Raw genomic sequence first — 21,302 nt, 5'->3', positions numbered from 1 at the left:
GCACAATTAACTCAGTTGCTGAACGGGTCAGCCTGAAGAGGAACGGGATTCAGCCGGAGTTCTTTCAGGTTGCCTGTCAGTTCCAGGTCGGTTTTCAGCCTGGCAACCTGGCGGCAGATTAGCGCCATCTCACGATTTTTCTCCAGCTTATTGCGCCATTTTTCGGCCACCGCAGGCAGGTTTTCATAGAGCGCATCCAGCGTACCAAATTGCTGAAGCAGCTGAGCCGCACTTTTAGCTCCAATACCTGCTACTCCGGGAATTTTGCTGCTGCTAATCCCGGCTAGTCCCCAGTAATCGACAAGTTGTGCCGGGCTTACGCCAAACTCATTGCTGATAAAAGGCACGTCCAGCCAGCGTTTCTGGAAGTAGTCCCGGATGCGGATAGTCGGTGCCACTAACTGACAATAGCCTTTATCGGTAGAGACAATGGTCGCCTGGTGGCCGCTGGTGACCACTTTTGTCGCCAGCGTGGCGGCCAGATCGTCTGCCTCTTCGCCGGGAGCGTGCCAGCAGTTTACGCCTGCCGCAGCGAAGGCGTCACGCAGCCGGGGCATCTCTTCCCTCAGCGTATCTGGCATCGGGGTTCTTCCTGCTTTGTAATCCGGCAGCAACTGATGACGCCAACTCTGGTGGCGGTCATCATCATCAAATACCGCCACGGCATGGCTGGGCTGACTGTGCACAATCAGCTGTTGCAGCGCCTGAACACAGCTTTGCAGGCAGGGCGATCCCTGAACCGCATGAATACGGCGGATCAAATTCAATGCATCAACAATTAACAAATGAATAGTCATGATCGGCTAATAAGGGAGCGGCTGATGCCGCCCCGGGTTGAAGTTATTTAATGATTTCGTAGCAGGGGATGTAAGCGGTTCCCGGCAGCTTCATGCGGTGCTGGGCAACAAATCCCTGTAACAAATCGTCCATACGGCGCATTATTTCCGGGTCGCCATGAATTTTGTAACGTCCTTTCTCTTTGATCGCCCGGATACCCACATCCTTGACGTTTCCGGCCACAATTCCGGAGAAAGCCCGACGCAGGGCGGCGGCAAGCTGCTCGGCAGGCTGGTCAGGTGAAAGATTCAGGTTAGCCATATTTTCATGCGTTGGCACAAACGGCACCTGAAGGTCCGGCGCAATGCGTATTGCCCAGTTAAAACTGTAGGCATCACCCGTTTCACGACGATGTTCTTTAACTTTCGGCATGGCCTTTTTCATCAGGCGAGCGACTTCAGGCGCATCATCAATAATGATGGTGTAGTGCTGGCGAGCGGCTTCCCCCAGGGTGTTGACGATAAATTCATCCATTACCCGGAAATAGTCTGCACTCTCCTTTGGACCGGTCAGTATCAGCGGTAGCACCTGATTGTGGTTCTCCGGATTCATCATAATGCCCAGCAGGTAGAGCAGCTCTTCAGCGGTGCCCACCCCGCCAGGAAAGATGATGATACCGTGCGCAATACGCACAAACGCTTCCAGTCGCTTCTCAATATCCGGCATGATGATCAGTTCGTTAACCAGCGGATTTGGCGGCTCGGCGGCGATAATTGACGGTTCAGTCAGGCCAATAAAACGTCCTTCTTTGTATCGCTGTTGTGCATGACCCACCGCCGCCCCTTTCATCGGCGCTTCCATGACACCGGGCCCACAGCCGGTACAGATATTCAGCTCGCGCAGGCCAAGCTGGGAACCGACCTTACGGCAATACTGGTATTCGATGTCATTAATTGAGTGTCCGCCCCAGCAGACCACGGTATTCGGTTCTTCTCCAACATGCAGCGCTCTGGCATTACGCAGGATGGAGAATACAAGGTTAGTAATATGTACCGGGTCATCACTGTTCTGATACTGCGCGGCGCTGTCGATCTGACCATTTACAAACAGAATATCGCGCAGGACGGCAAACAGGTTGGCCTGCAACGAACGGATAATTCGCCCATCGACAAAGGCTTCTTCCGGGGGATTGAGCAGTTCAAGTTTGACGCCGCGTTCGCGCCGTAACACGTTGATATCGAAATTTTCAAAGCGGGAGAGCAATTCATGACTGCTGTCGGTCTGGCTGCCGGAGTTAAGTACGGCAAGAGAACAGTTGCGAAACAGTTGATAGAGGTCGCTGCTGGCGGTTCTTTTCAGCATGTCGACTTCCAGCTGGGAAAGCAGATCCATTGAGCCTAACGGGCTGATTTGTGTAATCAATTTAACTCCTTTATACCCCTCCGGGCAGTAGTCACTCCCGACGACAGCAAGGCGTTCTCGTCGTGAAGAGGAAATTTCCGTGGGCAGGAAAACCTTAGCCCACTCTCAGAGTAGCGTTGTACAGCAGGGTTTAACAATAGCGTACCTTGTGCTTATGCGTAACGGTACGCAAAATGCAGTCAATCACTGACTTACCAGACGGGAACGTGCGGGTTTGAATGTTCCATTGCTTCGCCACGGATTAATATCAAGGCCGCCACCTGTGGCACGCCTCGTGCATTCAGCCAGGACAGTTCATATAGCGTTCAGATGTTGGCACCATGAAAGGGTAAGCTTTCAGGAAAGAGGCGGGGGTTTCACGGTTCAAACTTCGTGGCACGGCTTGCAGTAAAAGGGTTGATAAATATCGTGATATTCTGTCGGTTTTCCCAGCGTCAGACCATTCAGCGCCCGATTTGTATCCTGTAAAGACATGGTTTACCTTGCGGCCTGCTACCGGCAGGTAGAGTGAAAAAATTGTTGGCAAGCGGACACTATCTATCCGACTGCCAGGATGAGCATCGCCTTAGTGTAACTCAGGCCACCAGGAGTGAAAAAACAATGACTGAAGAGACGACCCGCGCCCTGACCGATTTTACCCGGGGCTATTGCGAAGACTGGCAGCGTATCTGTGGACACCCTCCTGCCAGCCATGATTTGTACGGTGTGCCATCGCCGTGCATACAAAGCAGCTGTGACGATCAGGTTTTCTGGCTGCCACAGCCTTTTACTCTGGCAAAAAATCTTGATGCAGTTGAGCGTGCAATGGAATTGCGTATTCAGCCATCAGTGGTTGACTGGTATACAGCGCAATTTTCCGGTGATATGACTGTTACTCTGGCAGGGCAAATGTATACGCTGCTGCAAACATGGAGCGAAGAAGATTTTCTACGTTTACAGGAAAATTTGATTGGGCACCTGGTTATGCAACGTCGCCTGAAACTTTCTCCGACGCTGTTTATCGCGACATCCGCCAGCGAGCAGGAGGTGATTGCGGTATGTAATCTCACAGGTGAAGTGGTGCTGGAAAAGACGGGAACAAAAAAGCGCAATGTACTGGCCCCGAATCTCATTGATTTTCTTTCATTATTAAGAAATTCAGTCAATTCTGCGGAAAACTGCTGATGAATTTGTGAGATATATCTTACATGGATTGTAAGAGATCGCTATTTAACGGGCGGAATGTTCTCAAGCTTTTTGATTAAAAACATTGTAAATCATAATCTTGTTTACAGCATTATTTTGTAAAAATACTATTTTAATCAAAAACGAATGTGCCCCGTATTGTTTGCTTATCATATTAGGGCAGAATACCTCTCATCGGAAAGGATGCTGTGATTCATGGAATGAATCAGGACACATCTGGATGATGACGCAGGGATAGTCTTCAGGACGAAGAACAGGAACATCTCAGGACGAGATAAGGGACACCTCCAGGATGGAGAATGAGAGCTATCAGTATAGATAGTGAGGCAGGATGCTCAGGGAATATCACCATTGATGGTGAGTTGTATGAAACATTCAAGGACAAAGTTATCAAGGACGAGCAGGGAGCATTAATGTAGCGGGATGGCTGCGAACGAATCGGGAGCACTGTTATTACAGTGCTCCCTTTTTTTCGTCGGTACTTTTTACCGCTGCTGATGGAGAATGGTATGCTGGCATCCAGCTGTAAACCCAGAGGAGAGGGCTGATGAGCCGCGAAATGCAGGTCAGGCAATGCCTGGTAGCAATTGAAGAAATTTTACAGGACGCCGGGCTGTGGCAAACCTGCGCCCCAAACGCTGCGGCCTTTGAAAGCCAGGAGCCATTTTGCGTTGATACCATGATGCCATTGCAGTGGCTGCAATGGGTTTTTCTGGCAAGGATGGATGCCCTGCTTTGTGCCGGGGCAGAGTTGCCGGCTAAGCTGGCTATTGCACCTTATTTTGAGGTTGCGCTGGAAGGGGAGATCCCGTGCCGGGCGGCGTTGTTGCATGCTCTGAACCAGATGGATCAACTTTTTGAGTCGCATTCCTGATGTTGGAAATTATCTATCAGGATGAATGGCTGGTTGCAGTCAACAAACCCGCTGGCTGGCTGGTACATCGTAGCTGGCTGGACTGCCATGAAACGGTGTTTGTGATGCAAACGCTTCGGGATCAGATTGGTCGGCACGTTTACACCGTTCACCGTCTGGACAGGCCCACCTCAGGGGTGCTGCTGCTGGCACTGTCGAGCGAAGTTGCCCGTCAACTATCAGAACAATTTGCTCAGCACCAGATGCAGAAGGTCTATCATGCGGTGGTCAGGGGATGGCTGTCGGGTGAGGATACGCTGGACTATCCCCTGAGCGAACAGGTCGACAAAATTGCCGATAAATTCGCGCAACCCGATAAAGCACCGCAGCCTGCGGTAACCCACTGGCGTACTCTGGCCACGGTAGAGCTGCCGGTGCCGGTCAGTCGCTATCAGACTTCGCGTTACACACTTACCGAACTGCTACCGCAGACCGGGCGTAAGCATCAGTTGCGCCGACATATGCGGCATCTTCGTCATCCGATTATTGGCGATACGGCGCACGGCGATCTGCGACAGAATCGCCATGCTGCACAGAACTTCGGTATGAACCGGCTGATGTTGCATGCCAGTGAGTTGCATCTGACGCATCCTGTCACCGGTGAAACGCTGCGACTACGCGCCGGGATAGATGCTGTCTGGCAGAATATGATTAACGCCTTTGGCTGGCAGGATTGCTTCTCCCATCCAGCCGGGGTTGAGTTTGCATCGGTTTATCTTCAGGATAAAGCCTCAACATACAGCCAAAAGAATTTGGGTTGCAGGAAGAGGGCCAGCGAGTAAATCCCCGGGAGCTTGCTCAGGTAAGTGGCCGGGGTGCGCTGTGCAGTCAGGGCATCTGCAAACTGAAGTATGAAGGGCATAAGCGCCAGCACAGGAGAAAAGCATGGCTCAGATAGGTATTTTTGTTGGCACAGTTTACGGTAATGCTTTGCTGGTTGCTGAAGAAGCAGAGCCGTTACTGGCTGAGCAGGGCCATCAGGTTAAAATTTTTGAAGATCCCACGCTTGAAGACTGGCAGCGCTACAGCGATCAGGTTGCGTTGGTAATCACCTCCACTACCGGCCAGGGCGATTTGCCTGACAGTATTGCGCCATTGTTTCACAGTATAAGAGAGACGCTGGGGCATCAGCCGACGCTGCGTTATGGCATGATAGCCCTTGGCGACAGCAGCTATGATGATTTTTGTGGCGGTGGCAAAAAGTTCGATGCGCTGTTACAGGAACATGCTGCACAGCGCGTGGCAGAAGTGCTGATGGTGGATGCCAGCGAAAATCCGGAACCGGAAGAAGTGACTTCGCCCTGGGTTGAACAATGGGCGAAGCGCCTCGGTTAATGCCACTGCTCTGCTCCGGACTGGTGGCCTGCTGCAATGCTTTTTTCAGGTTACCGGTGCAGGATTAAACACTGACAGCGCGTTATGAATTCCCCAGCGGTCAGACCAGGTCTGTTTTCGGCCGCTGGCAATATCCAGAATCAGCTCAAACAGCCTCCAGCCAACCTGTTCAATGCTTTCCTCTCCCGTAGCGATAGTGCCCGCATTGATGTCCATCAAATCATGCCATCTGTCCGCCAGCGCAGTGCGGGTAGCCATTTTGATCACCGGTATGACGGCCAGCCCGTAAGGGGTGCCGCGTCCGGTGGTGAACACCTGTAAGGTGATGCCGGATGCCATCTGTTGTGTACCGCAGACAAAATCGCTGGCTGGCGTGGCAGCATAAATTAATCCGCGCTTAGTGGGGCGTTGTCCGGGGGAGAGGACTTCCACAATCGGGCTGCGGCCTGATTTGGCGATGGAGCCCAGGGCTTTTTCCACCACGTTTGCCAGACCGCCTTTTTTATTTCCGGGGGAGGGATTAGCACTGCGATCGGTTTTGCCCATGTTCAGATAGTCATCATACCAGGCCATCTCTTCCAGCAGGCGCTGTCCTACCTCTTCGTTGATCACTCTGGGGGTCAGCAGATGAATGGCATCCCGTACTTCTGTCACCTCTGAGAACATTACTGTGGCACCACAGCGTACCAGCAGATCCGAAGCAAATCCGACCGAGGGATTGGCGGTCACGCCGGAAAACGCATCGCTGCCACCGCACTGCATCCCGACAATCAGCTCAGAAGCCGGAACGGTTTCACGCTGACGTCGATTGAGACGTTGTAAATGGCGCTCCGCGACCTGAAGAATATCGTTCACCATGGATTCAAAACCAATGTGTTTCTCGTCCTGAAGGCGAACCACATCTTCTTCACCCAGGGAAATGGCCTGCACATCCGGTGTGCCTTCCAGCAGTCTTTCCGGCTGTAACTTTTCACACCCCAGGCTGACAATCATTACCTCACCGCCAAAATTGGCGTTGAGCGCCAGATTGTGGATAGTACGGATTGGCACCACCGCAGCCGGGGCGTTGATCGCCACACCACAGCCATATAAGTGATTTAACGCCACCACGCCATCGACATTCGGATAACGCGGAAGTAACTGACGCTCAATGATTTTCACCACATAATCCACCACCCCCGCCACACAATGGACGCTGGTGGTGATGCCGAGCAGATTTCGCGTGCCTACGCTGCCATCTGCATTACGGTAGCCTTCAAAGGTATAGCCGGTGAGGGGGGGCAGGGTTGGCGGAATATTGCTGGCCAGGGGCAGGCTGGAGAGCGCGGGCGCTTCCGGCAGCAGCACCAGCGATTCATCGATCCAGCTACCACGGGCAATATCCCGCACGGCATACCCGATAATCTCGCCATAACGCACAATGTTGCCGCCGTGGGATATATCCTGCAATGCCACTTTATGGCCCTGCGGAATATGTTCTTTCAGGCGCAGGCCACAGGGAAATTCCGTGCCCGCGGGGAGGCCATTATTATTGACCACGATGGCAACATTGTCGTTTTCATGCACCTGAATATAGAGTGGGGGATCATTTCTTGAGTTGTTCATTGCTCGACAAGTCCTGACTAAATGAATGTAGGGTCGTTTTTATCTTTCCCTGAACAACGATGATGGCTCGCCAGCGTTTTAAACCTTTCTGCTGTGAACAGTATAAAAAGCCAAAGGCGCAAAAACATTATGCAAATGTCTGACAAATGGCCTGAGACGGCGATACTTTTTCTGGCGTAAGAACAGGTTTCAGTGATAACCCTCACAAAGCACACCAGAGTGTGGCTGGCCCCGCAGATTAACGACGTTACGTGAGCCATCCCGCAATGTATTGTGCAAATGCAATAATATTATCCGTTTTGTATCGGTTTAGTTGTGCGTTATTCCGATGTGTTCCTGCTTCCCGGTTTTTATACTTCTCTTCACTGACGATGATTGCCACGCTGCGTTTTAACTTTTCTGCCAGTAAATATTAATCGCTGTGTTTAACCCAACATCATTCTGATACCCAACGCGATGTGTATGCAGTTCAGAGTGCAGGTAGCCTGCGGGCTATATTTCAGGAGTGCATCATGAATTCAATCACTGGTACGGCGAGCAACGTGCAAAAAAGAACTAATGCCCGCTACTGGATAGTGGTGATGCTGTTTATTGTCACCTCGTTTAATTATGGCGATCGGGCAACTATCGCTATTGCCGGATCGGCAATGTCGAAAGAGATAGGTCTTGATCCGGTCGGTCTGGGTTATATCTTTTCTGCCTTCTCATGGGCTTATGTTATCGGCCAGATCCCTGGCGGCTGGCTGCTGGACCGTTTTGGATCACGACGGGTTTATTTCTGGAGTATCTTCCTCTGGTCTTTGTTCACCCTGCTTCAGGGGTTTGTCGATCTGCTGAGTGGTTTTACCGTTATCGCCGTGCTTTTTATGCTGCGCTTTCTGGTCGGTCTGGCAGAAGCTCCCTCTTTCCCCGGCAACAGCCGCATTGTCGCCGCCTGGTTTCCGGCCCAGGAACGCGGCACCGCCGTTGCTATTTTTAACTCGGCTCAGTATTTCGCCACGGTGATTTTCGCCCCGATCATGGGCTGGCTGGTCTCTGCCGTCGGCTGGGCGCACGTGTTCTGGTTTATGGGGGGCCTTGGCATCATTCTCAGCTTTATCTGGCTCCGGGTCATCCGTGACCCTAACGATCATCCAGGGGTGAACAAAGCGGAACTGGAGTACATGGAGCAGGGTGGCGCGCTGATTAATATGGATCAGAAAAAAGAGTCGCTTAAAGTCAGCTGGGCTGAAAAAATGTATCAAATCAAACAGCTAATTGGCTCCAGAATGATGATTGGTATTTATCTCGGCCAGTACTGTATCAATGCCCTGACCTACTTCTTTATTACCTGGTTTCCGGTTTATCTGGTGCAGGCTCGGGGTATGTCGATCCTCAAAGCCGGGATGGTGGCTTCGATACCGGCCATCTGCGGTTTTCTTGGTGGCGTACTGGGAGGGATTATCTCCGACTGGCTGATGCGCAAAACCGGCTCGCTGAATATTGCCCGCAAAACGCCCATCGTGCTGGGCATGTTGCTGTCGATTTCCATGGTGGTGTGTAACTACGTCGATACCGAATGGGTGGTGGTGTTCTTTATGGCGCTGGCCTTCTTCGGTAAAGGCATCGGTGCGCTGGGTTGGGCGGTGATGGCAGATACCGCACCGAAAGAGATCAGTGGCCTCAGTGGTGGGTTATTCAATATGTTCGGCAACATCTCCGGCATCATCACGCCGATTGCTATCGGCTATATCATCGCCACCACCGGCTCTTACAACGGCGCGCTGATTTATGTCGGTATCCATGCTTTCGTCGCCGTGTTGAGCTATCTGGTTCTGGTGAAAGATATCAAACGCATTGAGCTGAAACCCCTCTGAGGACGCGATATGAACACGCAAAGCAGCCCGGTTATCACTGATATGAAAGTTATTCCGGTGGCGGGTCATGACAGTATGCTGCTGAATATTGGCGGCGCACATGGTGCTTATTTTACCCGCAATATCGTGGTGCTGACCGACAGTGCGGGACATACCGGCGTGGGAGAAGCGCCGGGGGGAGAAACCATTTATCAGACGTTGCTGGCCGCCGTTCCCCAGGTGCAGGGGAGTGAGGTAGCGCGGATGAACAGCTTGGTGCAACGGGTTCACCGCGGCAATCAGACGGCGGATTTCGATACCTTTGGTAAGGGAGCCTGGACTTTCGAACTGCGGGTTAACGCGGTGGCCGCGCTGGAGGCCGCGCTGTTGGATCTGCTCGGACAGTGCCTGAATGTACCGGTGGCAGAACTGCTGGGGCCAGGTAAACAGCGTGATGAAGTGACGGTGTTGGGTTATCTGTTCTATATCGGCGATCGCGAGAAAACCGATCTGCCTTATCTGGCAGGCGAACAGAGCGGTCATGCGTGGTATCACCTGCGTCATCAGCAGGCGCTGGACAGTGCTGCTGTGGTGCGACTGGCGGAAGCTGCGCAGGACAAATACGGCTTCAAAGACTTCAAACTCAAAGGCGGCGTTTTACCGGGTGAACAGGAAATTGAAACCGCAAAGGCATTAAAAAAACGCTTCCCTGACGCCCGTATTACCGTTGATCCCAACGGTGCCTGGCTGCTGGATGAAGCGATTGCACTGTGCAAAGACTTACAGGGGGTGCTCAGCTACGCCGAAGATCCCTGTGGTGCGGAGCAGGGCTATTCAGGGCGGGAAGTGATGGCCGAATTCCGGCGGGCCACCGGGCTGCCGGTCGCCACCAATATGATTGCCACTAACTGGCGTGAGATGAACCATGCGGTGCAGCTGAATGCGGTCGATATTCCGCTGGCCGACCCACATTTCTGGACGCTGAGCGGTGCGGTGCGAGTCGCTCAGCTCTGTGATGAATGGGGCCTGACCTGGGGATGTCACTCCAATAACCACTTCGATATATCACTGGCGATGTTCACCCATGTTGGCGCTGCCGCGCCGGGCAAACCTACGGCAATCGATACGCACTGGATCTGGCAGGAGGGCAATCAACGTCTGACCAGAGAACCGCTGAAGATAGTAAACGGCAGAATTGCCGTCCCGGATGCCCCTGGTCTGGGTGTGGAGCTGGACTGGGCAAGGCTGGAGCAGGCACATGCGCTGTATAAGACGCTGGCGGGCGGCTCGCGTAACGATGCCGTCGCCATGCAATACCTGATCCCTGGTTGGACATTCGATCGTAAGCGCCCGGTTTTTGGGCGTTAACCCCCGATTCTTCAAAAGGAACGCTTTATGAATCAAGCTATAAGTACGCCGAAGATCACCGAAATGCAGGTGATCCCCGTTGCCGGGTACGACAGTATGTTGCTTAACCTGAGCGGTGCCCATGCGCCATTTTTCACCCGTAACATTGTCATTATTAAAGATAACTCCGGCCATACCGGCGCGGGAGAAATTCCCGGCGGTGAAAAAATCCGTCAGACCCTGGAAGACGCGGCATCGCTGGTGACGGGCCATACCATCGGCGAATATAAAAATCTGCTAAGCCTGGTGCGCAACACCTTTGCCGACCGTGATGCGGGCGGGCGCGGTAATCAGACTTTTGATCTGCGTACCACCATTCATGTGGTGACGGGAATTGAGTCTGCGCTGCTCGATCTGCTGGGGCAGCATCTGGGAGTCAATGTTGCCTCTCTGTTGGGTGACGGGCAGCAACGTCGTCAGGTTGAAATGCTGGGTTATCTGTTTTATCTCGGTGACCGCCGTAAAACCTCGTTGCCCTACCAGAGTCAGGCAGATGAGAAGTGCGACTGGTATCGTTTGCGGCATGAAGAGGCGCTCAGCCCGGAGGGTGTGGTCCGGCTGGCCGAAGCGGCTTATGAGAAATACGGCTTTAATGATTTCAAACTGAAGGGAGGCGTACTGGCAGGCAATGAAGAAGCCGAGGCGGTCACCGCACTGGCGAAACGCTTTCCTGAGGCGCGTATCACCCTCGATCCCAATGGTGCCTGGTCACTGAATGAGGCGATTGAACTGGGCAAATCGCTGCGCGGCGTGCTGGCTTATGCAGAAGATCCCTGTGGTGCTGAGCAGGGCTATTCCGGACGGGAAGTGATGGCAGAGTTCCGGCGTGCTACGGGTCTGCCGACGGCCACCAATATGATTGCCACTGACTGGCGGCAGATGGGACACACGCTTTCACTGCAATCCGTCGATATCCCGCTGGCCGATCCTCACTTCTGGACCATGCAGGGCTCCGTGCGCGTGGCGCAGATGTGCCACGATTTCGGGCTGACCTGGGGTTCTCACTCCAATAACCACTTTGATATCTCGCTGGCGATGTTCACTCACGTTGCTGCCGCTGCGCCCGGCAAAATCACCGCTATTGACACCCACTGGATCTGGCAGGAAGGCAATCAACGTCTGACTCGCCAGCCGCTGCAAATCAAAGGCGGCCAGGTTGAGGTTCCGCAAAAACCGGGACTGGGTGTTGAACTGGATATGGACCAGGTGATGAAGGCGCATCAGCTGTATCAACAGCACGGGCTTGGCGCACGTGATGATGCACAGGCGATGCAGTTCCTGGTGCCGGACTGGACCTTCGACAACAAACGCCCTTGTCTGGTGCGCTAACTTTTTTCAGGAGAGTGTGATGAGCTACGTCAATACCCCTAACAGTTTTCGTCAGCGACTGCTGGCCGGAGAGACTTTAATCGGCAGCTGGTGTGCGCTGGCTAATCCGGTTACCACTGAAATTCTGGGACTGGCCGGTTTTGACTGGCTGGTGCTGGACGGGGAACATGCGCCCAACGATATCACCACCTTTGTTCCGCAGTTGATGGCGCTCAAGGGGAGCGTCAGCGCGCCGGTGGTGCGGCCGCCCTGCAACGAGCCGGTGATTATCAAGCGATTGTTGGATATCGGTTTTTCCAACTTTCTTATCCCTTTTGTGGAAACCGCAGAGGAAGCGGCGCGGGCCGTGGCCTCCACCCGTTATCCCCCACTGGGTATTCGTGGTGTCTCCGTTTCTCATCGCAGCAACATGTATGGCACCGTGCTGGATTACAACCTGACCATCAATGAAAACATCACTGTGCTGGTGCAAATTGAAACACAACAGGCGGTGGACAACATTGACGTTATCGCCGCGATTGACGGCGTGGACGGGATTTTTGTCGGGCCGGGCGATCTTTCGGCGGCGTTAGGCTATCTCGGCCAGCCGGCACATCCGGAAGTGCTGAAAGTGATCAAACATATTTTTGAACGGGCGAAAGTGGCAGGGAAACCCAGCGGCATTCTGGCACCGGTAGAGGCTGATGCCCGCCGTTATCTGGAATGGGGGGCCGGCTTTGTGGCGGTAGGCAGCGATGTGGGTGTCTTCCGTGGAGCCACTCAGGCTTTGTGCGATCGCTTCAAAAAATAATCTACCCTTCAGGAGAAATATCATGAAAATTGGTTTTATTGGACTGGGCATCATGGGCAAACCCATGAGTAAAAATCTGCTGAAAGCCGGATACAGCCTGGTGGTACGCGACAATAATCGGGAAAGTGAAGCGGAGCTGGAACAGCTGGGTGCTACGGTTGCCGGATCGGCAAAAGCCGTCGCTGAACAGTGTGAGGTGATCATCACCATGCTGCCCAATTCACCCCAGGTGAAAGAGGTGGTGCTGGGTGAAGAGAGCGTGATTCAGGGGGCGAAATCGGGAACGGTGATTATCGATATGAGCTCAATCGCGCCGCTGGCCAGCCGTGAAATTCATGCTGAACTGGCGAAAAAAGGGATTGCCTTACTGGACGCGCCCGTTAGCGGCGGTGAGCCAAAAGCCATCGACGGTACGCTGTCGGTGATGGTGGGCGGCGATAAGGCGCTGTTCGATCAATGCTACGACATTATGAAAGCGATGGCCGGATCGGTGGTGCATACTGGTGAAATCGGTGCGGGTAACGTCACCAAGCTGGCGAATCAGGTGATTGTGGCGCTGAACATCGCTGCGATGTCTGAAGCGCTGACGCTGGCGACAAAAGCCGGTGTTAATCCGGACCTGGTCTATCAGGCCATCCGTGGTGGACTGGCAGGCAGTACCGTACTGGATGCGAAAGCACCAATGGTGATGGATCGCAACTTCAAACCGGGTTTCCGCATCGATTTGCATATCAAAGACCTGGCTAACGCGCTGGATACCTCACATGGCGTGGGCGCTCAGTTGCCATTAACCGCCGCAGTGATGGAGATGATGCAGGCACTGCGCGCCGATGGGCTCGGCACCGCCGATCACAGCGCGCTGGCCTGCTACTACGAGAAATTAGCCAAAGTTGAAATCAGTAAATAACAGCGTGGCCCGGCTGATACCGGGCCGCACCCTGTGCCCGCTTTGTTCGGGTTAGTTCAACAGCGCACGGATACTGTATGAAAATAGTAATCGCACCGGATTCATATAAAGAGAGTCTTTCCGCCCAGCAAGTTGCCACGCAGATTGAGTTGGGATTCCGTGAAATTTTTCCTGATGCAAACTACGTCAAATTGCCGGTGGCCGATGGGGGGGAAGGCACGGTTGAGGCGATGGTCGCGGCGACCAGCGGCAGTGTGATCCGCCGTACGGTCACCGGTCCGTTGGGCGAGCCGGTGGAGGCATTTTACGGCTTGTCCGGGGATAAAAGTTGCGCCTTTATTGAAATGGCGGCAGCCAGTGGACTGGAATTGGTTCCCGCAGCCCGTCGCGATCCCTGGATAACCACGTCTTATGGCACCGGAGAGCTGATACGAAGCGCACTGGATAAAGGGGTTGAACACTTCATTATTGGTATTGGCGGCAGCGCCACTAACGATGGTGGTGCGGGGATGGTTCAGGCGCTGGGGGCAAAGCTGCTGGACAGGCAGGGGCGGCAGATTGGTTACGGCGGTGGACAGTTGCCAGAGCTGGCGGCTATCGATATGCAGGATTTTGACCCGCGGATTAAAAACTGTCGCTTTGAGATTGCCTGTGATGTCAGTAATCCGTTGCTGGGAGAGGAGGGCGCATCGGCGGTATTCGGCCCGCAAAAAGGAGCGACGCCGGAGCGTGTGCAACAGTTGGATCGGGCCCTGGCCCACTATGCTGAAGTCATCCATCGCGAACTGGACATTGACGTATTGTCTCTTGCGGGGGGCGGGGCTGCCGGTGGCATGGGTGCCGGGTTACATGCCTTCTGTCAGGCAGAGTTGCGCCGGGGAGTGGAGATAGTGACCGAAGCGTTAGGTCTGGATCGACTGGTGAAAGATGCCAGCCTGGTGATCACCGGAGAAGGGCGCATTGACAGTCAGACCATTCACGGCAAAGTGCTGATTGGCGTGGCGAAGGTGGCGAAGCGCTATAACAAGCCGGTCATTGGCATTGCCGGTAGTCTGACTGCGGATGTAGCCGTGGTTCATCAGCATGGTCTGGATGCCGTTTTTAGTGTCATCTACCGAATTTGTAAGCTGGAAGATGCGCTGTCAGATGCGGCTGCCAATGTGAGGATGGCTGCGCGTAATATTGCGGCGGCTATCGCCATCGGTAACAGCATCCGGATGGAATAATCTGACGAAAAAGCACGGCAGGGCGGAGGCTGTTCCGCCCCGGAGTACCGGCTCTTCACTATGTTAATCCCAACCTCTCTTTTGCCAGCCTGCCCACATTCTCTGTTTCATCCAGCAGCTCCAGCAGCTCAGGTTCAACCGCTTCAATACTGTTATTTGCCCGCAGGTTCTGCTCCAGTTGCTGGCAAAGCTTCTTGAGTCTGGGAACGCCACTGTAGCTGGCACTGCCGTGAAGTTTATGAATGATATCGAGCAAGCCTTCCGTATTATTTTCTCGCATATGGTGTTCAACCAGCATCTGCACATCGGGCAGGAAATCGACCAGCATTTGCAGCAGGTCAAGCGCCAGATCTTCTTTGTTGGCTGCCTGACGCAGTGCCAGATTCCAGTCCAGAGAAGCGGAAAACGTCGGTACTTTGCTGACCGGAGCCGCTGAGTAACGCGACAGCAAATGGCGCAGTTTAATTTCATCTATAGGCTTGGCGAGATAATCGATCATGCCAACGTTAAACAGGTGCTCCTGTTCACCATCCAGTGCATGGGCGGTGACGGCGACAATCGGGGTGGAATGATGTTGCGGCAGTTCACGGATCAGCTCACTAGTGCGGATGCCATCAATTTCCGGCATCTGAATATCCATCAGAATAATATCCAGCGCCTGCTTTTGTGCCTCCTGAATAGCGGTAATTCCGTTGTCGCAAAGAACGATATGCTCAACCTGTTCTTCCAGCAATGCGCCGATGAGCTTGAGATTGGCGGGATTGTCATCCACTGCCATCACGGTCAGAGGCAGACGCTGCTTCTCTGGTCGGTATTCTGCATCGCGCAGGTGATTTTCCAGCAGTACCGGCAGCAAACGCGACAGGGAGACAGGTTTTATCAGGCAGGCGCTCACCCCGCGTGCTTTCAGGTCTTCGGCGTAAACCTGCATCTGACAGGGCAGTGCCATAATCACATTATCAGCACGTTTCAACGCCGGTAGCAGTTCATGACTGGCGATTTCATGCCCCGGCTGTCTGCTTACCGGCAAACCCATCAACAGGACGTCATAATGCTCGCCGGGCAGACCCTCCAGTGTGTCACTGTGGCTGACATTCATGCGGGTGGTAGCCAGCAGATCCTGGGTGGCTTGCGCGGCTGCCGGATTGGCCTCGACGTAAGCCAGGCTTTTACCCTGCAAACAGTCGATGGCGCGGGGATCGCTTGCGGCATTCGGATTGAGCGCCAGGTTAATATGAAACCAGAATGTTGACCCCTGGTTGAGTCGGCTGTGGAACGAGATCTCACCGCCCATTTCGTTAACCAGCTTCTGGGTGATCACCAGGCCCAGCCCGGTCCCACCGTGCCGTCTGGATATGCTGGCGTCGGCCTGGCGGAAGGCCTGGAAAAGTTGCGACTGCTGCTTCTCAGCAATACCTATCCCGGTATCGTGGATCTGTACCTCCAGATCGACCCGGTTATTACTCATCGAGCGTTTTTCCACGCGGATGTCGATATTGCCGTGCTCGGTGAACTTGATGGCATTCCCCAACAGATTAACGATGATCTGTTGCAGACGCAGCGGATCGCCAATGGCATTATCCGGCACGTCATGCTGAATATTCAGCGTTAATTCCAGACCTTTTTCGTGGGCAGACTGCGCCAGCAGCACCACGACCTCATCCAGCGTCGCGCGTAAGGGGAAAGGAATGGTTTCCAACACCAGTTTTCCCACCTCCAGTTTGGAGAAATCAAGCACGTCATTGATGATGCTCAACAGATTATTAGCAGAACGTTCAATCGTGTGCAGATAGTCGCGTTGGGTGGCGTTCAGCGTGGTTTTTAACGTCTGTCGGGTAAAACCAATCACGCCATTAAGAGGTGTGCGCAGTTCATGAGACATATTGGCAAGAAATTCAGATTTAATGCGGGCGGCTTCCTGAGCTCGCTTCTTGGCGAGATCCAGCTCCACGTTCTGAATCTCCATCTGCTCCAGCGTTTCCCGCAGATCGGAGGTCGCCTGGTCGATATTTTGCAGCATCTCTTCGTGGTAAGCCGTTAATGACATGGCCATAGAATTGATGCCGTTTTTCAGCATATCCAGTTCGCCAAGCATATGTCCCGTGACCCGGCTGTCGAGCTGCCCACGGCGGATGCGGTCAACGGTGTTGACCATATTACGTATTGGTGCGGTGACATCGCGCATCAGCCGGTAGGCAAACAGCATAGCCAGACACAAACAGAACAGCAGCAACAGGGTGGAGACAAACACTTCTTTATACTGCTGTAATCTGACTGACTGTAGGTCCAGTTCAATGGCTACATAGCCCAGGGGATTATGGTCAGGTTTGGCATTTTCATCCGGCGACTCATCAGGATAATAACTTTCAGCAAGAATTGGGGTGCGTAAAATGACCGAATTGCCCCGGCGCTCATTGGTGTAGGCGGAACCAAACCGGGTGCCTTCCGGCATGCGCAGTTTTTCAACGTTCAGATGATAATTAGAGGTGACAAACAGCTTATTCTGCGCGTCAAATACAGCAATCACCCGGACAATACCGGAATGGCGGCGGTGTAACAGGCTGACCAGCTGATACACCGATGTTTTACTGTGAAAGGTCATGCCATATTCACTGGCCGTGGCCAGCGGCTCAATGATATTCGTCCCCGCATCCACCAACTGATGCTGTAATTCGTTGTAGCGATGCACGATAAAGAGAGTACTGAGCAGAAGCCCAATCATTAGCGTGGGAGCCAGAATCAAAATTATCATGCGCGCCCGCAGGCTGTATTTGGTCATAATGGTCCTGTAGTGCGCTGCCCGTCCGGGCTACACAGGTCGAATTTTTTTGATCGCTGGTGTAGGCTACGCACGCTTTCCTGCTAACTCTTTTCCGGATGAAACTGAATAATGGCGCAATTCTACTCTGCAAAACGGCGCGTGACGACCCGCCAGATCATCACTGTGACAGTTAATGAGCTGGATGGTTTGGGACAGGGTGTCGGACGGATAGAGGGTAAAGCGCTGTTTATCAGTGGTGCATTGCCCGGTGAGCAGGTAGAAGTCGAAATTACCCAGCAGAAGAGTGCCTGGGCGCGCGGCAAGGCAACACGTATTCTCTCTGCCAGCCCGCAGCGTGTGGTGCCGCGTTGTCCATATTTTTCCCGCTGTGGCGGTTGCCAGTTGCAACATGCTGCACCTGAGCTGCAACAACAAAGCAAAGCCAGCGCACTGGTCCGCCTGCTCAGTCATCAAAGTGGGCATGATGTTACCCTCGACAGCATTATTTCGGGCCCGGCTTATGGTTACCGTCGGCGGGCGCGGCTAAGCCTGAATTATGATAAGCGCAGTCAGACAATGCAGATGGGATTTCGTCAGGCTGCTTCCAGCGCTCTGGTCTCGGTGACCCAATGCCCCGTTTTGAAGCCCGAGCTTAATGCGTTGCTCCTGCCATTGCATCAGTTGCTGAACAGTTTGCAGGCTGTGCGGCGTTTGGGGCATGTCGAACTGGTGCTGGCGGATAATGGTCCGCTGCTGGTTCTGCGCCATCTTGATGCGCTGAACCATGCGGACCAGCAAAAACTGGAACGCTTTTCGCATAATCATCAGGTCGCCCTGTTTCTTGCGCCAGACAGCGATACACTGATTCAGGTTAAAGGCGAGATGCCTTTTTATCGTATCGATGGTCTTACACTGACATTCAGCCCTCGTGATTTCATCCAGATTAACGGCGAACTGAATCAACAGATGGTCGCTCAGGCTCTGGAATGGCTGGACCTCCAACCGGAAGACAGGTTACTGGATCTGTTTTGCGGTATGGGTAATTTCACGCTTCCGGCAGGAAAGCGGGTTGAAAATGTCACCGGTGTGGAAGGGGTAGCGGCATTAGTCAGCCAGGCGGCCCGTAATGCCGACAGAAATAATCTGAATAATATTGATTTCTTTCAGCACAATCTGGAAGAAGACGTAGTTAAGCAGCCCTGGGCTGCCAAAGGATTTAATAAAGTTTTACTGGATCCAGCCCGTGCGGGAGCGGCGGCAGTGATGTCTCACATCATTAAACTTGCCCCGCAAAACGTGGTCTATGTTTCCTGTAATCCGACTACACTTGCCCAGGATAGCCAGAAACTTCTGGCATCCGGTTATCAATTGGAAAGGGTTTCGCTGCTTGATATGTTTCCGCATACCGGGCACGTGGAGTCCATGGTGTTATTTAGCCGAAAACAGGCTCCCGAGCGGGAGTAAGCCAGGAGAGGTTATGGTTGCGGTAAGAAGTGCACATCTGAACACGGCTGGCGAGTTTGCTCTCGATCAATGGATAAGCAGTTTAGGGATCTCCAACCAGCAGTCATGTGAACGACTGGCCGATACCTGGCGTTATTGTCAGGAGGCGACGCAGCACCATGCGGATGCGGCGCTCCTGCTGTGGCGCGGCGTGGAGATGGTGGAAATCCTCTCGATGCTGAGCATGGACAGCGAAAGTTTACGTGCAGCCCTGCTGTTCCCGCTGGCGGATGCCAGCGTCGTGTCGGAAGCGGTGCTGGAAGAGAAATTTGGTAAAGCTATCGTCTCGCTGGTTCATGGCGTGCGTGATATGGATGCTATTCGCCAGCTTAAAGCCACACATAACGACTCGATGGCGTCGGAACAGGTCGATAATGTTCGTCGTATGTTGCTGGCGATGGTGGAAGATTTCCGCTGTGTGGTCATCAAGCTCGCTGAACGTATCGCCCACCTGCGTGAAGTAAAGGATGCCCCGGAAGATGAACGGGTGCTGGCAGCCAAAGAGTGCACCAATATTTATGCGCCGCTGGCCAATCGCCTGGGTATCGGGCAGTTGAAATGGGAGCTGGAGGATTTCTGCTTCCGTTATTTGCATCCGGATGAATACAAGCGCATTGCTAAACTGCTGCACGAGCGAAGAATCGATCGTGAACAATACATCGACACTTTCGTGCAGTCGTTGCGCACCGAAATCGTTAAAGAGGGTGTAAAGGCCGAGGTATATGGTCGTCCCAAACACATTTACAGCATCTGGCGCAAAATGCAGAAAAAGTCGCTGACTTTTGATGAGCTGTTTGACGTACGGGCAGTGCGTATCGTGGCGGAACGCCTGCAGGATTGCTATGGAGCGCTGGGGATTGTACACACCCTCTATCGCCATCTGCCCAGTGAATTCGACGACTATGTCGCCAATCCAAAACCTAATGGCTATCAGTCGATTCATACCGTTGTGCTGGGGCCAAAGGGTAAAACGGTAGAAATTCAGATTCGTACCCGACAGATGCATGAAGATGCCGAACTGGGCGTGGCCGCACACTGGAAGTATAAAGAGGGCGGCTCCGTCGGTAGCGCCCGTGGCGCATCAGGTCATGAAGAGCGGATCGCCTGGCTACGTAAGCTGATTGCCTGGCAGGAAGAGATGTCTGATTCCGGCGAAATGCTGGATGAAGTGCGCAGTCAGGTTTTTGATGATCGTGTCTATGTGTTTACGCCAAAAGGCGATGTGGTTGATCTGCCTGCCGGATCCACGCCGCTGGATTTTGCTTATCATATTCACAGCGACATTGGACACCGCTGCATCGGTGCGAAAATTGGCGGCCGCATTGTGCCTATTACCTATCAGTTACAGATGGGCGATCAGATCGATATCATCACCCAGAAACAACCCAATCCAAGCCGCGACTGGCTGAATCCCAACCTTGGCTACATTACTACCAGCCGTGGACGCTCGAAAATTCATGCCTGGTTCCGCAAGCAGGATCGCGACAAAAATATTGTCGCGGGGCGGCAGATCCTCGACAGCGAGCTGGCAAGCCTGGATATCAGCCTGAAAGAGGCCGAAAAACTGCTGCTGCCGCGTTATAACTTTAACTCGCTGGATGAGCTGCTGGCGGCAATTGGTGGCGGCGATATTCGCCTGAACCAGATGACTAATTTCCTGCAATCTAAACTGAATAAGCCCAGCGCAGAAGAAGAAGATCGTGAAGCCTTGCGTCAGCTGACGCAGAAATCGGCAGCACCGCGCAGTAAAGAGAGTGGCAGGGTGGTGGTGGAAGGCGTGGGTAACCTGATGCACCACATCGCCCGTTGCTGTTTGCCTATTCCTGGTGATGAAATTGTGGGTTTTATCACCCACGGCCGTGGTATTTCCATCCATCGTGCTGACTGTGACCAGCTGAGCGAGCTGATGACCAATGCGCCTGAACGTATCGTTGATGCGGTCTGGGGAGAAAGTTATTCCAGCGGTTATTCGCTGGTGGTGCGCGTTACTGCCAACGACCGCAGCGGCTTGCTGCGTGATATCACCACGATTCTGGCTAATGAAAAGGTCAACGTGCTGGGCGTCTCCAGCAGAAGCGATACCAAAAAACAGCTGGCGACCATTGATATGGATATTGAAATTTATAACCAGCAGGTACTGGGCCGGGTACTGGCACGGCTGAATCAGGTGCCGGATATTATCGACGCTAAAAGGTTGCATTGATTTTAAAGCGGCGCTCTTTCGCCTCCGGCGAGTGCTTCCCCTGGTCACCGACACCGGTATGTGGCCAGGTGGATAACGCGCTGGCGGTTTGCCAGCGGGCCGGG

At 53.4% G+C, this 21,302-nt stretch carries 16 protein-coding genes and 1 pseudogene; 12 read left to right on the top strand and 5 right to left on the bottom strand.

The window, feature by feature from the left end; all coding sequences use genetic code 11:
- Positions 1 to 11: 11 nt before the first annotated feature.
- The 3 genes and pseudogenes from xni to queF form a co-directional block, all read right to left on the bottom strand.
- Complete coding sequence (gene xni / locus AC3RPL_RS00985; protein WP_261653501.1) at positions 12 to 797, bottom strand: flap endonuclease Xni; 786 nt, start codon at positions 795 to 797, stop codon at positions 12 to 14.
- Between the two features lie 43 nt (positions 798 to 840).
- The gene (ppnN, locus tag AC3RPL_RS00980; protein WP_034938524.1) at positions 841 to 2,199 is read right to left on the bottom strand and encodes a nucleotide 5'-monophosphate nucleosidase PpnN; all 1,359 of its coding nucleotides are present in this window, start codon (positions 2,197 to 2,199) and stop codon (positions 841 to 843) included.
- A gap of 308 nt (positions 2,200 to 2,507) precedes the next feature.
- Positions 2,508 to 2,673 (bottom strand): annotated as a pseudogene (queF, locus tag AC3RPL_RS00975) (NADPH-dependent 7-cyano-7-deazaguanine reductase QueF); the annotation flags it as partial.
- Positions 2,674 to 2,799: 126 nt separating this feature from the next.
- Here queF and syd point away from each other — a divergent pair.
- The 4 genes from syd to AC3RPL_RS00955 all read left to right on the top strand — a co-directional run bounded on the left by syd (position 2,800) and on the right by AC3RPL_RS00955 (position 5,632).
- Positions 2,800 to 3,363 carry a SecY-interacting protein gene (gene syd, locus AC3RPL_RS00970; RefSeq protein ID WP_490738647.1) on the top strand — a complete coding sequence of 188 codons (564 nt, stop codon included), beginning with the start codon at positions 2,800 to 2,802 and terminating at the stop codon, positions 3,361 to 3,363.
- A 568-nt stretch (positions 3,364 to 3,931) separates the two neighbouring features.
- Positions 3,932 to 4,258 carry a YqcC family protein gene (locus AC3RPL_RS00965; RefSeq protein WP_261640887.1) on the top strand — a complete coding sequence of 109 codons (327 nt, stop codon included), beginning with the start codon at positions 3,932 to 3,934 and terminating at the stop codon, positions 4,256 to 4,258.
- Complete coding sequence (gene truC, locus AC3RPL_RS00960; protein WP_490738646.1) at positions 4,258 to 5,079, top strand: tRNA pseudouridine(65) synthase TruC; 822 nt, start codon at positions 4,258 to 4,260, stop codon at positions 5,077 to 5,079. The genes AC3RPL_RS00965 and truC overlap by 1 nt, the downstream gene beginning before the upstream one ends.
- A 103-nt stretch (positions 5,080 to 5,182) precedes the next feature.
- Positions 5,183 to 5,632, top strand: a complete 450-nt coding sequence (locus tag AC3RPL_RS00955) for a flavodoxin (RefSeq protein WP_490738645.1) — start codon at positions 5,183 to 5,185, stop codon at positions 5,630 to 5,632.
- Between the two features lie 45 nt (positions 5,633 to 5,677).
- Here the strand turns inward: AC3RPL_RS00955 and garD are convergent, their stop codons facing one another.
- Entirely contained in the window at positions 5,678 to 7,237 is a 1,560-nt protein-coding gene (garD, locus tag AC3RPL_RS00950) for a galactarate dehydratase (protein ID WP_490738644.1), read from the bottom strand.
- Between the two features lie 512 nt (positions 7,238 to 7,749).
- Here garD and AC3RPL_RS00945 point away from each other — a divergent pair.
- From AC3RPL_RS00945 to AC3RPL_RS00920, 6 genes are all read left to right on the top strand, one after another.
- Complete coding sequence (locus tag AC3RPL_RS00945; protein ID WP_490738643.1) at positions 7,750 to 9,093, top strand: MFS transporter; 1,344 nt, start codon at positions 7,750 to 7,752, stop codon at positions 9,091 to 9,093.
- 9 nt (positions 9,094 to 9,102) lie between these two features.
- The gene (locus AC3RPL_RS00940; RefSeq protein ID WP_490738642.1) at positions 9,103 to 10,440 is read left to right on the top strand and encodes an enolase C-terminal domain-like protein; all 1,338 of its coding nucleotides are present in this window, start codon (positions 9,103 to 9,105) and stop codon (positions 10,438 to 10,440) included.
- A 27-nt stretch (positions 10,441 to 10,467) separates the two neighbouring features.
- Entirely contained in the window at positions 10,468 to 11,808 is a 1,341-nt protein-coding gene (gene gudD, locus AC3RPL_RS00935) for a glucarate dehydratase (protein WP_490738641.1), read from the top strand.
- Positions 11,809 to 11,827: 19 nt separating this feature from the next.
- Positions 11,828 to 12,598, top strand: coding sequence for a 2-dehydro-3-deoxyglucarate aldolase (gene garL, locus AC3RPL_RS00930; protein ID WP_490738640.1), 771 nt, complete (start codon positions 11,828 to 11,830; stop codon positions 12,596 to 12,598).
- A gap of 22 nt (positions 12,599 to 12,620) precedes the next feature.
- Complete coding sequence (garR, locus tag AC3RPL_RS00925) at positions 12,621 to 13,505, top strand: 2-hydroxy-3-oxopropionate reductase (RefSeq protein ID WP_490738639.1); 885 nt, start codon at positions 12,621 to 12,623, stop codon at positions 13,503 to 13,505.
- 77 nt (positions 13,506 to 13,582) lie between these two features.
- Positions 13,583 to 14,731, top strand: a complete 1,149-nt coding sequence (locus AC3RPL_RS00920; protein ID WP_490738638.1) for a glycerate kinase — start codon at positions 13,583 to 13,585, stop codon at positions 14,729 to 14,731.
- Positions 14,732 to 14,789: 58 nt separating this feature from the next.
- Here the strand turns inward: AC3RPL_RS00920 and barA are convergent, their stop codons facing one another.
- Positions 14,790 to 17,510, bottom strand: coding sequence for a two-component sensor histidine kinase BarA (gene barA / locus AC3RPL_RS00915; protein WP_490738637.1), 2,721 nt, complete (start codon positions 17,508 to 17,510; stop codon positions 14,790 to 14,792).
- Positions 17,511 to 17,621: 111 nt separating this feature from the next.
- Between barA and rlmD the strand changes: the two genes are divergently transcribed.
- Positions 17,622 to 18,956, top strand: a complete 1,335-nt coding sequence (rlmD, locus tag AC3RPL_RS00910) for a 23S rRNA (uracil(1939)-C(5))-methyltransferase RlmD (protein WP_490738635.1) — start codon at positions 17,622 to 17,624, stop codon at positions 18,954 to 18,956.
- Between the two features lie 13 nt (positions 18,957 to 18,969).
- Positions 18,970 to 21,198: a GTP diphosphokinase gene (gene relA, locus AC3RPL_RS00905; RefSeq protein ID WP_490738634.1), complete on the top strand. Its 2,229-nt coding sequence runs from the start codon at positions 18,970 to 18,972 to the stop codon at positions 21,196 to 21,198.
- The last annotated feature ends 104 nt before the right edge of the window (positions 21,199 to 21,302 follow it).

The sequence above is a fragment of the Erwinia papayae genome, from assembly GCF_058241465.1.
Note: the sequence above shows the minus strand (reverse complement) of the source record. Positions and strands in the feature narration are given on the sequence as shown.

Excerpts from the sequence above, each read along its gene's own strand:
- xni (WP_261653501.1), bottom strand. The coding sequence starts at position 797 with ATGACTATTCATTTGTTAATTGTTGATGCATTGAATTTGATCCGCCGT.
- syd (WP_490738647.1), top strand. The coding sequence starts at position 2,800 with ATGACTGAAGAGACGACCCGCGCCCTGACCGATTTTACCCGGGGCTAT.
- AC3RPL_RS00965 (WP_261640887.1), top strand. The coding sequence starts at position 3,932 with ATGAGCCGCGAAATGCAGGTCAGGCAATGCCTGGTAGCAATTGAAGAA.
- truC (WP_490738646.1), top strand. The coding sequence starts at position 4,258 with ATGTTGGAAATTATCTATCAGGATGAATGGCTGGTTGCAGTCAACAAA.
- AC3RPL_RS00955 (WP_490738645.1), top strand. The coding sequence starts at position 5,183 with ATGGCTCAGATAGGTATTTTTGTTGGCACAGTTTACGGTAATGCTTTG.
- garD (WP_490738644.1), bottom strand. The coding sequence starts at position 7,237 with ATGAACAACTCAAGAAATGATCCCCCACTCTATATTCAGGTGCATGAA.
- AC3RPL_RS00945 (WP_490738643.1), top strand. The coding sequence starts at position 7,750 with ATGAATTCAATCACTGGTACGGCGAGCAACGTGCAAAAAAGAACTAAT.
- AC3RPL_RS00940 (WP_490738642.1), top strand. The coding sequence starts at position 9,103 with ATGAACACGCAAAGCAGCCCGGTTATCACTGATATGAAAGTTATTCCG.
- gudD (WP_490738641.1), top strand. The coding sequence starts at position 10,468 with ATGAATCAAGCTATAAGTACGCCGAAGATCACCGAAATGCAGGTGATC.
- garL (WP_490738640.1), top strand. The coding sequence starts at position 11,828 with ATGAGCTACGTCAATACCCCTAACAGTTTTCGTCAGCGACTGCTGGCC.
- garR (WP_490738639.1), top strand. The coding sequence starts at position 12,621 with ATGAAAATTGGTTTTATTGGACTGGGCATCATGGGCAAACCCATGAGT.
- AC3RPL_RS00920 (WP_490738638.1), top strand. The coding sequence starts at position 13,583 with ATGAAAATAGTAATCGCACCGGATTCATATAAAGAGAGTCTTTCCGCC.
- barA (WP_490738637.1), bottom strand. The coding sequence starts at position 17,510 with ATGACCAAATACAGCCTGCGGGCGCGCATGATAATTTTGATTCTGGCT.
- rlmD (WP_490738635.1), top strand. The coding sequence starts at position 17,622 with ATGGCGCAATTCTACTCTGCAAAACGGCGCGTGACGACCCGCCAGATC.
- relA (WP_490738634.1), top strand. The coding sequence starts at position 18,970 with ATGGTTGCGGTAAGAAGTGCACATCTGAACACGGCTGGCGAGTTTGCT.